The sequence below is a fragment of the Chryseobacterium luteum genome, assembly GCF_000737785.1.
GTDB lineage: Bacteria > Bacteroidota > Bacteroidia > Flavobacteriales > Weeksellaceae > Chryseobacterium > Chryseobacterium luteum.
Map to the genome: position 1 here is coordinate 249,935 of NZ_JPRO01000014.1, position 13,629 is coordinate 263,563.

General features: G+C 38.4%; 12 protein-coding genes. 10 read left to right on the forward strand and 2 right to left on the reverse strand.

Annotation, left to right across the window (positions count from 1 at the left end; all coding sequences use genetic code 11):
- Window positions 1-28 precede the first annotated feature (28 nt).
- On the forward strand, window positions 29-1,333 hold the full coding sequence (gene argH, locus IX38_RS15225; RefSeq protein WP_034706392.1) for an argininosuccinate lyase: 1,305 nt from the start codon (window positions 29-31) through the stop codon (window positions 1,331-1,333).
- Window positions 1,334-1,442: 109 nt separating this feature from the next.
- Here argH and IX38_RS15230 read toward each other — a convergent pair whose 3' ends face one another.
- Window positions 1,443-1,904, reverse strand: a complete 462-nt coding sequence (locus IX38_RS15230; protein ID WP_034706394.1) for an Lrp/AsnC family transcriptional regulator — start codon at window positions 1,902-1,904, stop codon at window positions 1,443-1,445.
- A 241-nt stretch (window positions 1,905-2,145) separates the two neighbouring features.
- Between IX38_RS15230 and IX38_RS15235 the strand changes: the two genes are divergently transcribed.
- The 7 genes from IX38_RS15235 to IX38_RS15265 all read left to right on the forward strand — a co-directional run bounded on the left by IX38_RS15235 (window position 2,146) and on the right by IX38_RS15265 (window position 10,558).
- Complete coding sequence (locus IX38_RS15235) at window positions 2,146-3,036, forward strand: aspartate carbamoyltransferase catalytic subunit (RefSeq protein WP_034706396.1); 891 nt, start codon at window positions 2,146-2,148, stop codon at window positions 3,034-3,036.
- Window positions 3,037-3,172: 136 nt separating this feature from the next.
- Entirely contained in the window at window positions 3,173-4,258 is a 1,086-nt protein-coding gene (locus tag IX38_RS15240) for a carbamoyl phosphate synthase small subunit (RefSeq protein WP_034706397.1), read from the forward strand.
- 13 nt (window positions 4,259-4,271) lie between these two features.
- Window positions 4,272-4,718 carry an IS200/IS605 family transposase gene (gene tnpA, locus IX38_RS15245; protein ID WP_034706399.1) on the forward strand — a complete coding sequence of 149 codons (447 nt, stop codon included), beginning with the start codon at window positions 4,272-4,274 and terminating at the stop codon, window positions 4,716-4,718.
- 171 nt (window positions 4,719-4,889) lie between these two features.
- The gene (gene carB, locus IX38_RS15250) at window positions 4,890-8,069 is read left to right on the forward strand and encodes a carbamoyl-phosphate synthase large subunit (RefSeq protein WP_034706400.1); all 3,180 of its coding nucleotides are present in this window, start codon (window positions 4,890-4,892) and stop codon (window positions 8,067-8,069) included.
- A gap of 135 nt (window positions 8,070-8,204) precedes the next feature.
- Window positions 8,205-8,675, forward strand: a complete 471-nt coding sequence (locus tag IX38_RS15255; RefSeq protein ID WP_034706402.1) for a DUF1203 domain-containing protein — start codon at window positions 8,205-8,207, stop codon at window positions 8,673-8,675.
- A gap of 63 nt (window positions 8,676-8,738) precedes the next feature.
- Window positions 8,739-9,509, forward strand: coding sequence for an isocitrate lyase/PEP mutase family protein (locus tag IX38_RS15260; RefSeq protein ID WP_034706403.1), 771 nt, complete (start codon window positions 8,739-8,741; stop codon window positions 9,507-9,509).
- 5 nt (window positions 9,510-9,514) lie between these two features.
- Window positions 9,515-10,558, forward strand: a complete 1,044-nt coding sequence (locus IX38_RS15265; RefSeq protein WP_034706404.1) for a bifunctional transcriptional activator/DNA repair enzyme AdaA — start codon at window positions 9,515-9,517, stop codon at window positions 10,556-10,558.
- A gap of 981 nt (window positions 10,559-11,539) precedes the next feature.
- On the opposite strand, the gene IX38_RS15275 is transcribed toward IX38_RS15265, so the two are convergent.
- A complete protein-coding gene (locus IX38_RS15275; RefSeq protein ID WP_034706408.1) occupies window positions 11,540-12,391 on the reverse strand; it encodes a hypothetical protein in 852 nt (283 codons plus the stop codon).
- Window positions 12,392-12,467: 76 nt separating this feature from the next.
- Here IX38_RS15275 and IX38_RS15280 point away from each other — a divergent pair, with 76 nt between their 5' ends.
- Both IX38_RS15280 and IX38_RS15285 read left to right on the forward strand, forming a co-directional pair.
- Complete coding sequence (locus IX38_RS15280; protein WP_034706410.1) at window positions 12,468-12,986, forward strand: Crp/Fnr family transcriptional regulator; 519 nt, start codon at window positions 12,468-12,470, stop codon at window positions 12,984-12,986.
- Between the two features lie 54 nt (window positions 12,987-13,040).
- A complete protein-coding gene (locus IX38_RS15285) occupies window positions 13,041-13,589 on the forward strand; it encodes a DinB family protein (protein WP_034706411.1) in 549 nt (182 codons plus the stop codon).
- Window positions 13,590-13,629: the final 40 nt, after the last annotated feature.

The following is a 13,629-nucleotide window of genomic DNA, read 5'->3' on the forward strand; positions in this document are numbered from 1 at the left end:
GCAAAACTGAATTTTAAAAGAAAAAATTATGAAAAAAATATGGCAGAAAGACGATAATGCCACCAATATATTAGTCAATAAATTCACGGTTGGGAAAGACCTTGATTTTGATGAACGTTTAGCAAAATATGATGTTAAAGGTTCCATGGCACACTGTAAAATGTTGGCAGAAGTTGAAATTATTTCCAATGAAGAATCAAAGCAGATATTGTCTGTTTTGGAAGGGATTTTGAAAGATATCGAAAACGGAACTTTTGAAATTGATAAAAGTGCAGAAGATATCCATTCACAGATTGAAGCGATTTTAATTGAAAAATTAGGCGATACCGGAAAGAAAATTCATACGGCAAGATCACGGAACGATCAGGTTCTGCTGGATATTAAACTCTATTTGTTAGATGAGATCCGTGAAATGACCATTTTGACGGATGAGTTTTTCCAGATTTTAATCAAATTAGCTGAACAGCATAAAAATATACTCCTTCCGGGCTATACCCATCTTCAGATCGCGATGCCGTCTTCGTTTGGATTGTGGTTTGGAGCGTACGCCGAAGCATTGCTGGATGATGTTGAACTGTTGTTTTCGGTGAAGAATATCATTAATAAAAATCCGCTTGGTTCAGCGGCTGGCTACGGTTCCTCTTTCCCGATTGATCGTGAAAGTACAACTTACAACCTGGGTTTTCAGTCAATGAACTATAATTCCGTATACGCACAGATGACCCGTGGAAAATCCGAAAAAATGCTCTCCATGGCCATGGCTACCTTAGCCGGAACGCTAGGTAAATTTGCATACGATGTCTGTTTGTATTTGAGCCAGAATTTCGATTTTATAAGCTTTCCGAAAGAATTTACCACCGGCAGCAGCATTATGCCGCACAAAAAAAATCCGGATATTTTTGAGTTGGTACGTGCACGATGCAACAGAATTCAGGCTTTGCCCAATGAGCTCATTTTATTAACGAATAATCTGCCGTCAGGGTATCACAGAGACGTACAGCTGACCAAAGAAATTCTTTTCCCAGCTATTGATTCGCTGAAAGAATGTCTGGAGATTTTGAGCTATACGTTGCCTAATATCCAGGTAAAAGACGGAATTCTGGAAGATGAAAAATACAAATATCTTTTCAGCGTAGAAAAAATCAATGAAGAAGTGAAAAAGGGAAGCTCATTCCGTGATGCTTATGTAAAAGTAGGGCAGGAGATTGAAAATAATGAGTTTGATTTTGAAATTAAAAATTTGAATCATACCCATCAGGGAAGCATCGGAAATCTTTGTCTGGGTAAAATAGAATATCAGTTTAATAAATTGAAAAATAAGCTATTGGGTTAATTTTGAACCATTAAGAGGATTAAAGTTATTAAGTTTATTTAAGAAAATTATAGATTTTAAAACATAGATGTTCTAATAGTTTATCAGAATTCGCTTGCGAAATCCTTAACTATCCCAAATCAATTTTAAATTTAGTAGATTTTTTCACCTCATGAAGCACAATAGAACTATGATATTGCCCGATATTAGGAATGTTTGAAATCACATTCACCGTAAAATCATTATAAGAATTAATATCTTTTGCAATGATTTTCAGCATATAATCATATTCGCCGGAAAGACTGGTAATTTCCTGAACCTCATCATGTTGCATAATGTTTTTCTCAAAAGTTTCTAAAACTTTTTTGGATTGTTCTTTGAGACGAACATTACAGTAAACCACAATATTCAGACCCAGCTTTTCACGGTTCAAAAGACCAACGTATTTCTCAATGATGCCCTGCTTTTCCAGCTGTTTGATACGTTCATAAGTAGGCGTAAACGTAAGACCTATCTTTTCTGAAATTTCTTTCACAGATAAGGTAGAGTCTTCCTGAATAATGCTGAGGATCATTTTGTCTTTTAAATCCATAGAATAGGTTTGAGTTTTAACAAAAATATCAATTATAAATGAAAATAAGGAAAGAATAAGAGTTTTAATTTATTTGAAACTTTGGTTTTGCAGGTTCGTAAAATTTTTGTATCTTTGCACCTAATGAATAAAAGAGTGTTTATATCATTAGATTTACCGGGCGAAAGCGCCCTTTACGATATTTATTATTATTAAGCGAAGATCCTGTCTTCGCTTTTTTTATGCTCAAAAATTAAGAATTATGTTTACGATTACAGAACTAAGTACAGAGAGAATCAACAGTATACTGGCCGAAGCACTGGCTTTTGCCAACGGGAAAACTGCGAAAATAGAAGGAGAGGTTTTTTGCTCAAATCTTTTCTTTGAAGACAGTACAAGAACAAAGACAAGTTTTGATATGGCAGAAAGAAAGCTGGGCCTGCAGGTAGTACCTTTTGATGCAGCAAACAGTTCTGTGAATAAAGGCGAGAGTTTATACGATACCGTAAAGACGATTGAAAGCATAGGCGTAAATCTTGTCGTGATCAGAGATAAGAAAGACAGATATTTTGACGAGTTGAACAATATAAACATTCCTGTAATCAACGGAGGAGACGGAACAGGAAACCACCCGTCCCAATGCATGCTGGATTTAATGACGATTTATCAGGAATTTGGAAAATTCGAAGGCTTAAAAGTAGGAATCGTAGGAGATGTAAAACACAGCCGTGTTGCCAATTCAAATGCCGAAGCCTTAAGAAGATTAGGCGCAAAAGTATATTTTTCAGGTCCGGAACAGTGGTTCGACGAAGGCGCTTTAATCAACGGAACCTACTTGCCGGTTGATCAGTTAATCGCTGAGGTAGACGTATTAATGCTGCTAAGAATCCAGCATGAAAGACATGATGCGAAAATGAGCTATTCTGCTTCCGAATACCACAGGAAATACGGTCTTACAAAAGGAAGAGAAAAAGCAATGAAAGAAGGCGCGATCATTATGCACCCTGCTCCGATCAACAGAGGTGTTGAAATTGATACAGACCTTGTTGAGTGTGAACGTTCAAGAATTTTCAGACAGATGCAGAACGGCGTATTCGCAAGAATGGCCATTTTAAAAGAAACCCTGGAAAAGGAAGGGTATACTTTTAAATAGATAACAAGTTTTGAGATTTGGGTTCGGGAGCTTGAACCTACAAAAATTCCTCTCCTCTGGAGGGGTGGCGAAAATTCAAAGAATTTTTGACGGGGTGGTTAAAAAAAGATAAAATAGAATAAAGAGATAAAATAAAATGAAGAAAAAATTAATACTGGAGTCCGGTGAAGTATTTCATGGAGAAGGTTTCGGAGCAGAATTAGAAACTGCCGGAGAAGTGGTTTTCAATACGGGAATGACAGGCTATCAGGAGCTGATCTCCGATCCGTCATACTGCGGTCAGATTGTTTGCATGACCTATCCGCTTATCGGGAATTATGGTATTAACCGTGATGATTATGAAAGTATCGAGCCGGCTATTAAAGGGCTTATCGTAAAAGAAGTTTGCGATCTTCCTTCCAATTTCCGTACTCAGATGACCTTGGATGAATTATTTAAAAGGAAAAACCTCTCAGGAATTTCCGGAATCGACACCAGAAGGCTCACAAGAGTTCTTCGTAATTCCGGAGTTGTAAAAGGTAAAATCGTCAACGATGATACTGACGAAAGCACAATCGTTGAAGAATTAAAATCAACGGTTTTCCCAACCAATCAGGTAGAGCAGGTTTCTACGAAAACGTCTTACGCGAATCCCGGAAGAGGATTTAAAGTAGTGCTGGTAGATTTCGGTTCCAAATTGGGAATTATCAGAGAATTGTCTCAGAGAAACTGTGATATTACAGTGGTTTCCCAGGATACAACAGCAGAAGAAATCCTGTTAATGGATCCGGACGGAATTATGCTTTCAAACGGTCCCGGCGACCCTGAGGACAACCCACAGGCATTAGAAATGATCCGTGGATTATTAGGAAAAGTTCCCATCTTCGGAATCTGTTTAGGGCACCAATTAATCGGTTTGGCTTGCGGTGCAAAGACATTCAAACTGAAGTTCGGACACAGAGGAGGAAACCATCCGGTTTTGGATTTAGAGAAAAACAAAGTGGCAATCACTTCTCAGAATCACGGTTATGCGGTTGATCAGGAAAGTTTAAAAGATACGGATCTTATTGAAACTCATATCGCATTGAACGACAGAACAAACGAAGGACTGAAACATAAAATTCACCCTTGTTTCTCAGTTCAGTACCATCCGGAAGCAAGCCCGGGCCCTGAAGATGCCAATTATTTATTTGATGATTTCATCGATTTAATGGAGGATTTTAAGAATAAGAATAATCAGTAATTTGCATTTATAAATGTCAACTTTTCGCCAAATTTATTATCATATTGTATTTAGTACGAAGCACAGAAAGCCTGTGTTAAATATTGAGCATGAAGATCAATTATATAAATACATTTGGGGAATTGTCAAAAATAAAAACTGTAAACTTTATAGAATTAATGGAATGCCGGATCATATTCATTTATTTACTGACCTGCATCCTTCAGTTTCTTTAAGCAGTTTTATAAAAGATATAAAGGTTTCAAGCAACTTGTGGATAAAGCAAAGCGGATTATTCCCTGATTTTGAAGAATGGCAAAGTGGTTACGGTGCATTCACTTATTCAGAAAGAGAAAAAGATATGATCATTGATTATATTAAAAATCAAAAAGAACATCATAAAAATGAATCCTTTGAGATTGAATATAAGAATTTGCTAAAATCTCATGGAATTGAATTCGATGAAAAATATCTGTGGTAAATAATATTCAACCCATAAATGGGTTGTCGGAATGTGATTAACTATCCAATCCATAGGTTTCACCTACGGCTATTAAAATTCAGCCACTCCGTGGCTGCCCAAAAAGAACCATGAAATGGTTCAACAATAATAGTCACGGATGCAATCCATGGAATAATAAAAAAGAAAAAAATGAAAAGAAACGACATAAAAACAATTTTAGTAATCGGTTCAGGACCTATTATCATCGGTCAGGCAGCTGAATTCGATTATGCAGGAACGCAGGCCTGCCTGTCTTTGAGAGAAGAAGGCTACAAGGTGATTCTGATCAATTCAAACCCTGCAACCATTATGACTGATGTAGAAATCGCGGATAAAGTATATATCGAGCCAATTTCCCTTCAGTTTGTAAGCCACATCATCAGAAAAGAGCGCCCGGATGCCCTTTTACCGACTCTTGGCGGACAAACAGGTCTGAATATGGCGGTAGAATTGGAAAAATCAGGAATTCTTGAAGAATGCAAAGTGGAAGTTTTGGGAACTACGCTTTCTGCCATCAACAGAGCGGAAGACAGAGACCTTTTCCGTGAGCTGATGAGAGAACTGAATGAGCCGGTTCCTGAATCGGATATCGTGACTACAGTAGAAGGAGCGATCCGTTTTGCTGATGAAATCGGCTATCCGGTAATTGTTCGTCCTGCCTTTACAATGGGAGGAACAGGAGGGGGCATCGCCTCTACAGAAGCTGAATTGAAAGAGATTGCTGAATTAGGATTAAAATACAGCCCTGTTACACAATGTCTTATCGAAAGATCCATTGCTGGTTTCAAGGAAATTGAATACGAAGTAATGCGTGATGCCAACGACAATGCGATTGTGGTTTGTAACATGGAAAATATAGATCCGGTAGGCGTTCACACAGGAGATTCTATCGTAGTGGCGCCTTCTCAGACACTTTCTGACAGAGAGTACCAGTTACTGAGAAACGCTTCCCTAAAGATCATCAGAGCCCTGGGAATTGAAGGAGGATGTAATGTTCAGCTGGCTTTAGACCCCCATTCATTCAACTACTATATCATCGAGGTGAATCCTAGAGTTTCCCGTTCATCAGCACTGGCAAGTAAGGCGACAGGATATCCGATTGCGAAAATTGCTGCAAAAATAGCAGTAGGTTTAACGCTTGACGAGATCATGAATCCGGTGACAGGAAAAACATATGCATGTTTTGAGCCTGCCCTTGATTATGTGGTAACCAAGTTCCCGAGATTCCCGTTCGATAAATTCGAAACAGCCGACAGAAGACTGTCTACCCAGATGAAAGCGACCGGAGAAGTAATGGCCATCGGAAGAAACTTCGAAGAATCTTTACAGAAAGCCGTTCGTTCCTTAGAAACTGGTTTAAGACACTTAGGATTAAAAACAAAACAGGCCGCAGCTTTAACGGATGAAGATATCGAAAGAAGAATCAGAGTTTGTGATGATGAAAGACTGTTTATTATCTGTGACGCTTTAAGAAGAGGTTACGACTGGGAACAGATTGTAGAATGGAGTAAAATTGATAAATTCTTCATCTGGAAATTAAAGAAGCTTGTTGATTTTGAAAAAGTAATTGCTGCTCATCAATTCGACAAAGAAACTTTAATTCAGGCTAAAAAATTAGGTTTTTCAGATCAGAATATCGCTCATTTATGGGAATCTTCCCAGAGAGAAGTGTATAACTTCAGAAAAGAAAACGGCGTGATACCGGTTTACAAAATGGTAGACACATGCGCCGCAGAATTTGAAAGTGAAACCCCTTATTTCTACGGAACTTACGAAGAAGAAAATGAAAGCGTAGTAACGGATAAGCAAAAAGTCATTGTTCTGGGTTCAGGACCTATCAGAATCGGGCAGGGAGTTGAATTTGACTACGCAACCGTTCACTCGGTTTGGGCGATCAAAGAAATGGGTTACGAAGCTATCATCATCAACAACAACCCGGAAACCGTTTCCACAGACTTCTCAATTTCAGATAAATTATACTTCGAGCCTTTAACGGAAGAAGATGTAATGAGTATCATAGATCTTGAAAAACCTATGGGAGTGGTGGTTCAGTTCGGAGGTCAGACAGCCATCAACTTAGCAGATAAGCTGGCAAGTTACGGAGTGAAAATTCTGGGAACTTCATTAGAAGATTTAGACAGAGCTGAAAACAGGGATAAGTTTGAAAAAGCCCTTCAGGAAATGGGGATTCCACAGCCTTTAGGAAAAACTTCAACTTCAAAAGAAGAAGCCATTACAATTGCCAACGAGATCGGGTACCCGGTTCTGGTTCGTCCAAGTTATGTATTGGGAGGCAGAGCCATGGAAATTGTTTACACCGAAAGCGAATTGGCTCACTACATGGAATTTGCGGTAGATGCAAGCCCGGAACATCCGGTTTTAGTGGACCGTTACATTACAGGAAAAGAAGTTGAAGTAGATGCAATCTGCGATGGCGAAACAGTCATTATTCCTGGAATCATGGAACACATCGAAAGAGCGGGAGTGCACTCCGGAGACTCCATTGCAGTCTATCCGCCTCAGAATGTTTCGCCTCAGGAAATTGATACCCTGGTAGATTACACCCAGAGACTGGCAAAAGGATTGAATGTGATTGGTTTAATGAACATCCAGTACGTTCTTTTCGAAGGAAATGTATACGTAATTGAAGTGAATCCACGTTCATCAAGAACAGTTCCTTTCCTGTCTAAAATTACAGAAGTTCCGATGGCGAACTTAGCAACAAAAGCTATTTTAGGTCAGAAACTGAAAGATTTAGGGTACAAGAACGGTCTTGCTCCGGTAAAAGAAGGAGTTTACGTAAAAGTTCCCGTGTTCTCTTTCTCAAAACTGACGAAAGTAGACATCTCTCTAGGACCGGAAATGAAGTCCACAGGAGAAGTAATGGGGAAAGACACAACCCTGGAAAAAGCCCTTTACAAAGGACTGATCGCAGCAGGAAGAAAAGTCCCGATGCACGGTTCAATTTTGTTTACAGTGGCAGATAAGCACAAGCAGGAAGCTGCGGATCTGGCGGCAAGATTCCATGAAGTTGGTTTCAGAATCTGGGCAACGGAAGGAACAGCCAAATTCTTCGGAGAACAGGGAATTCCTTGTAAAATAGGGTACAAAATCGGAGAAGATGATGTCAACCTGATCGACCTGATCCAGAAAGGAAAAGTACAGTACGTAGTGAATACCATGACCAAAGGTAAACAGGTAGAAAGAGATGGATTCCAGATCAGAAGAATGAGTGTGGAGAACGGTGTTCCTTGTTTAACCTCAATGGACACGGTAGAAGCGATTCTAAAAGTTATTGAAAGCATGAGTTTCAAAATGGAGACGATGTAATTTCGGAACCAGATATATAATTCAAGCCCCGTAAGTTTTCTTGCGGGGTTTATTTTTTATTTCCATTAAAAAATACATATCCGTTTTTCGGTTGTAATAGGAATCCTTTCCGTTTAAATTTGTAGAAAAAAAGAAATGAATAATTTTAAATTGGAAGCATTGAATCATTTAGATTTTGAATATTTGAATGATTTATCAGAAACTGAGCTCGCAGAGAATCATATTAAAAAGATGAAAGTGGACAAATTTCCGGGTTTTCCTTGCAGGATTACTCTGGAAGATGCCGGGATCGGTGAAATGGTTTTTCTCCTCAACTATGATTTTCACAATGTCAATTCTCCGTATCGGGCCAGCGGGCCTGTTTTTTTACGGGCCAATCAATTAACAAAAACGTATGCACAAAATGAGATTCCGGTAATGTTCAATCATAGATTGCTTTCAATCCGGGGGTATAGCAAAGATGCAATGATGGTTGTTGCTGATGTTTCCGAAGGCAAATTTTTAAAAGACAAACTTTTGCAAATTCTGGAAAATCCAAACATTGAATATATACATTTGCATAATGCAAAACCGGGATGCTTTAATTGTACCGTAAAAAGAATATAAATACTTGTCCGTTTTTCGGTTGCATAAAAATAAGATCCCCAGTACTTTTATAAAAAAATTAAAATGACGGCAATTCAGAGATTCAGAGAACTGCATAAGCAGGATGATCCATTATTAATAGGAAACGTTTGGAATGTACAAAGCGCCAGGGCATATGAAAAAGAGGGCTACAAAGCAGTCGCGACTTCAAGCTCGGCTGTAGCATTTAGTCTGGGATACGAAGACGGCGAAAATATAAGCTTTGATGAGTATTTTTATATCATTGAAAGAATTTTAAAATCCATATCAATTCCCCTGTCCGTAGACCTGGAAGGAGGTTATGGGAAAACCGCGGATGAAATTGTTTTAAACATTTCCAGGCTTGCGAAGGCCGGAGTTGTCGGAATCAATATCGAAGACAGCATCATCATGGATGGAACCAGAAAACTATTGAGTACCCATGATTTTTATGAAAAATTAAATGCAGTCATTCTCAAACTTAAAGATCAGGATATTGACATTTTCATCAATGTCAGAATAGATCCGTTTCTCCTGGGCGTAGAAAATGCCACAGAAGAAACCGTCGGGCGGATAAAAATCATTGAGGAAGTAGGAGCGGACGGAATTTTTGTCCCGTGCATTACCCAGGTAAAGGATATTGAAACCGTTATTAAGACGGCAAAGCTTCCATTCAGTGTTATGTGTATGCCGGAACTTCCGGATTTTAAAACCCTTAAAAGATTAGGTGTTAAAAGAATTTCATCAGGAAACTTCTTAAATGGTTATATTTATGGGCAATTGGAAACCACATTAAAAGCCATTGGAGAGGCCGGAAGTTTTTCTCCGGTTTTTTAGAGATAATGAAACTTACAGAAGAAAGGATGTATCGGGCATCTTTAGAAAAAGATTCCTCATTTGAAGGCATTTACTGGATGGCCGTAAAAACGACAGGTATATTCTGCCGGCCCACCTGTACTGCCCGAAAACCCAAAAGAGAAAATGTGGAATTCTTTACCAATACCGAAAAAGCCATAGAAAACGGCTACAGACCTTGTAAAATATGCAGACCGCTTGAAAAACTCAATGAAACACCCCAATACATTCAGGATCTGCTGGATGAGCTGCAACAGCATGAATCATTAAAAATCAAAGATGCAGATCTTCTGAAAAGAAATATTGAACCGGTAACCATCAGGCGCTGGTTCCTGAAAAACCATGGAATGACATTCCAGGTTTTTCAAAGAGAATTCAGAATGAATCAGGCATTTAAGAAAATAAAAAACGGTGAAAGTATCATAGAAGTAGCAATGGAATCAGGCTACGAAAGCTTAAGCGGCTTCAATGAACGGTTCAAAGATATAATTGGTACTACACCGAAAAATACAGGCCGCCAGAAAATCATTGACCTGAAAAGAATAGAGACTCCGCTAGGCCCCATGTTTGCCTGTGCCTGTGAAGAGGGAATCTGCCTGCTTGAATTTACGGACCGGAAAAATATAGACCTGCAGCTTGCCCGCCTGTCCAAGGCAATGAATGCAGAAATCATTCAGGGTGAAAATAAGCATTTCAAACAGCTGGAAGAAGAGCTGAGCGAGTACTTTGAACGAAAAAGGACACAGTTTGATGTACCTCTTTACATCACCGGAACCGATTTTCAGAAGAAAGTCTGGCAGCTTTTACAAGAGATACCCGCAGGAGAAACCCGTACCTACAAGCAGCAATCCGGATTTTTGGGTAATCCTAAAGCCGTACGTGCCGTGGGAACGGCTAATGGAATCAATAAAATCGCTATCATTATTCCGTGTCACAGGGTGATAGGATCAGATGGTGAACTGGTAGGCTATGCCGGAGGAATATGGAGAAAACAGAAACTTCTGGAACTGGAGGGCGCTATCTTATTTTAAATATCTTTACAAAAGGACTGCTGTAAGTGTCGTTCTTCGTTTGATTTTTTTATATTAGTTGAGCGTTGAGGTTCGGAAATCCGTCCGATCCCAAAACTCTGGAACGTTAGCAGCAACTATTATGAGGATCAGTGGTAATTTTTTCGACAGGTTAAGGTATAATGTTTTTCCCATGGCCTTATTTTGCGGTCTTACCGGCGTTTTCTTCAACCATACATTACAGGCTTTCTCTGTGCTTGCAGCTATAACGTTTATATTGATCTGGCTGATTGATACAGTTATCATTGTACAAAAGCTTGGAATAAATCTGAATACACTGTATTTAACAGACAAAATAATGTTTAATAGTCTGGAAATAGATCCGTCCCGGATCACCAAAATAAAAACCGAAAATATGTATCCTGATTCTATAATCTCTAAATGGAAAATCACTGCAATTCGATTTACATTAGATGACAATACAGATTTTTACATTCTTGGAAAGCCACATTCTATATTTTTCTATATCAAATATATAGCAGGCATTTTTATATCATATTATGCAGGTTGGCGGAAATATAAAAGTGGCCGCCAAAGAAGTTTTACCCCGTTGTCAGGCTATTTTGTTAAGGAAACATCCCAGACTTTACATTTTTTGATTTTGAAATACCCAGACTTAAGACTAAAAGTGCTTTAAAAAATACTTTATGAACACTATTCGTAAACCTTCAGTTGATGCTCAGCAGGACTGTCTACAAAATACAGTTAGTATTAAAATGATCATGCTGAGCAGATTAAAAGTATAAATATAGAGGCTGTTTAAATTTTTAAAATCTCGATGATTTGGCAGATTACACAGATTTTTTATAACTAAAATAAACCTGCTCAATCTCCTTAATCTGTGGGAGGAATATTTTTGTTTAATAATGATTTCTGCATCATAATTTTTATTGAATAAAATTTAAACAGCCTCTTACTCATCAGTAAATGCGCGTTTCGGCCTTATTTAACCTTATAATACGGCTCCGAAAAATACTTGCTCGGCTTGATATATGCCGTTTTTCTGTCCGCATCGAAGATCCAGTTGAACCTTCTCATCATATCCGCTCCGAAATAATTGACCGTCTGGGTTTTCATATCTCCGGCAAAAAATCCTGCTGAAACATCTTTTAAAACAGAATTCCCCAATTTAAAAAAAGGAAGAATGCCCTGTTTGGTGATGATACTCTTCCCACTGGAATTTTTTAACGTTTTTTCTCCCGTTATTTTCAGTTTTTCATTCAGTCCTTTTTCTTCGGCAAACTTGTTACTGTAGAGCAGGCCTCCGGGATATCCGGACTGGAGGAGGAAATAGGCTTCCTGTTGCTGCTTGCCGTCAATAACATTATCAGCTGCAATATAAAAAGCACCTTTATCATTCAGGAGCATAATCGGCTGATAACCTTTCAGATCAGGCTGGCGGTCATAGATTTCAAACCTGTTGTTGTCATAATCAATTTTAAAGGTTTTTCCCGCAAACATTCCCGTTCCTATCTTTCCGTCCGCTTCCTGTCCCGTAAGTTCATTGTCAAAAAAACGAACGTTATCTATATTTAATTTTCCAATCCGGACCGTATTTTTTTCGCTTATTTCCTGGCTGAAAATAATATGGTCTGCTTTGCGCTGCCTTTCCGGAGAAATCGAAGCATCCTCCATAGCAATCTGGAACATCAGATCCAGAGAATCTTTTTTATTCACCAGGGTTTTTACAATGATATTATTATGTTTCGTAATTCTGAAGGGAATCGTCTGCTGTGCGTGTATGCTGAAAAGGCCGGCAGAAAAAAGTAGGATAAAGCTTGTTTTTTTGAACATTATAAAGTGATTAGCGGTTAAATTCCGGAGTTTTAAAATTACCTATTATCTTTGGAACGGCAAATACCAATATCAAATGATTCAAAAACTGCTTAACAGTGGACTGCATTGGGAGAAAAAGGAATTCAAAAGAAATGAATTTCTGAAAGTCTCAGGAAATACCGATACCCATATTTATTTTGTGGAAAACGGCAGCATCAGGATCTTTATCATGGACCAAAATGAAGAAAGGATCATCCGCTTCGGATATACGGGAAATATTGTTGTTTCCCTCGATTCCTTTTTGTCCGGAAAACCATCGGATTTCTATATTCAGGCGATTAAGAAAACCACGGTAAGAACGGCCGGAAAAAAAGACTTCTACAGATTCATTCAGTCCGGGGAAGAAAATCTTAAATTTTGGATCCATATTTTGGAGGATCTTGTACTCCAGCAGATCGAAAGAGAAAAAGACCTGCTGACCCACTCGCCAAAAGAACGTTTTGAAAGAGTTTTAAAAAGAAGCCCGAAGCTGTTTCAGGAAGTTCCCAATAAATATATTGCCAACTATCTCAGAATGTCCCCGGAAACCTTGTCAAGGCTCAAAAAATCTTGAGTTCAGTCAAGATTTAAGAAAAAAACGATCCCGAAATTTGCATAAAAATCATCAATGAAAATATCTGCATCAGGATTACTGGACGAATTGAAAGCATTAACTATAGAACATATCCGCTATGCTGAAAACTTTCTGCGGGAACCGGATGACAAGCTTAATTCCAGAATTTCAGATAAAAGCTGGAGCGTACTGGAATGCCTTGAACATCTCAATCTTTACGGAAAATTTTATATTCCTGAGATCAGCAGGAGAATTTCTTCATCAAAAACTTCACCTGCCTCTGTTTTCAAATCCGGAATCTTGGGAAACTACTTTGCTGAATCGATGCTTCCTAAGGAAAAACTGAACAAAATGAAAACTTTCAAAAGCATGGATCCCATCAACAGCCGGCTGGATAAAGAAGTAGTGGAAGAGTTTATAAAACAGCAGTATCAGCTCATAGAATTGCTGGAAAAAGCAAAAGATATCAATCTTAATACGGTTAAAACTGGCATCAGCATTTCAAAACTGATCAAACTGAAACTGGGTGATACTTTTCGCTTTATCATCCATCATAACCAAAGACATATCCGTCAGGCACAAAACGTTTTCATGAATTTTTAGTATGGTAAAGAATTCCAAATATGTATTAATTTAAATCAAT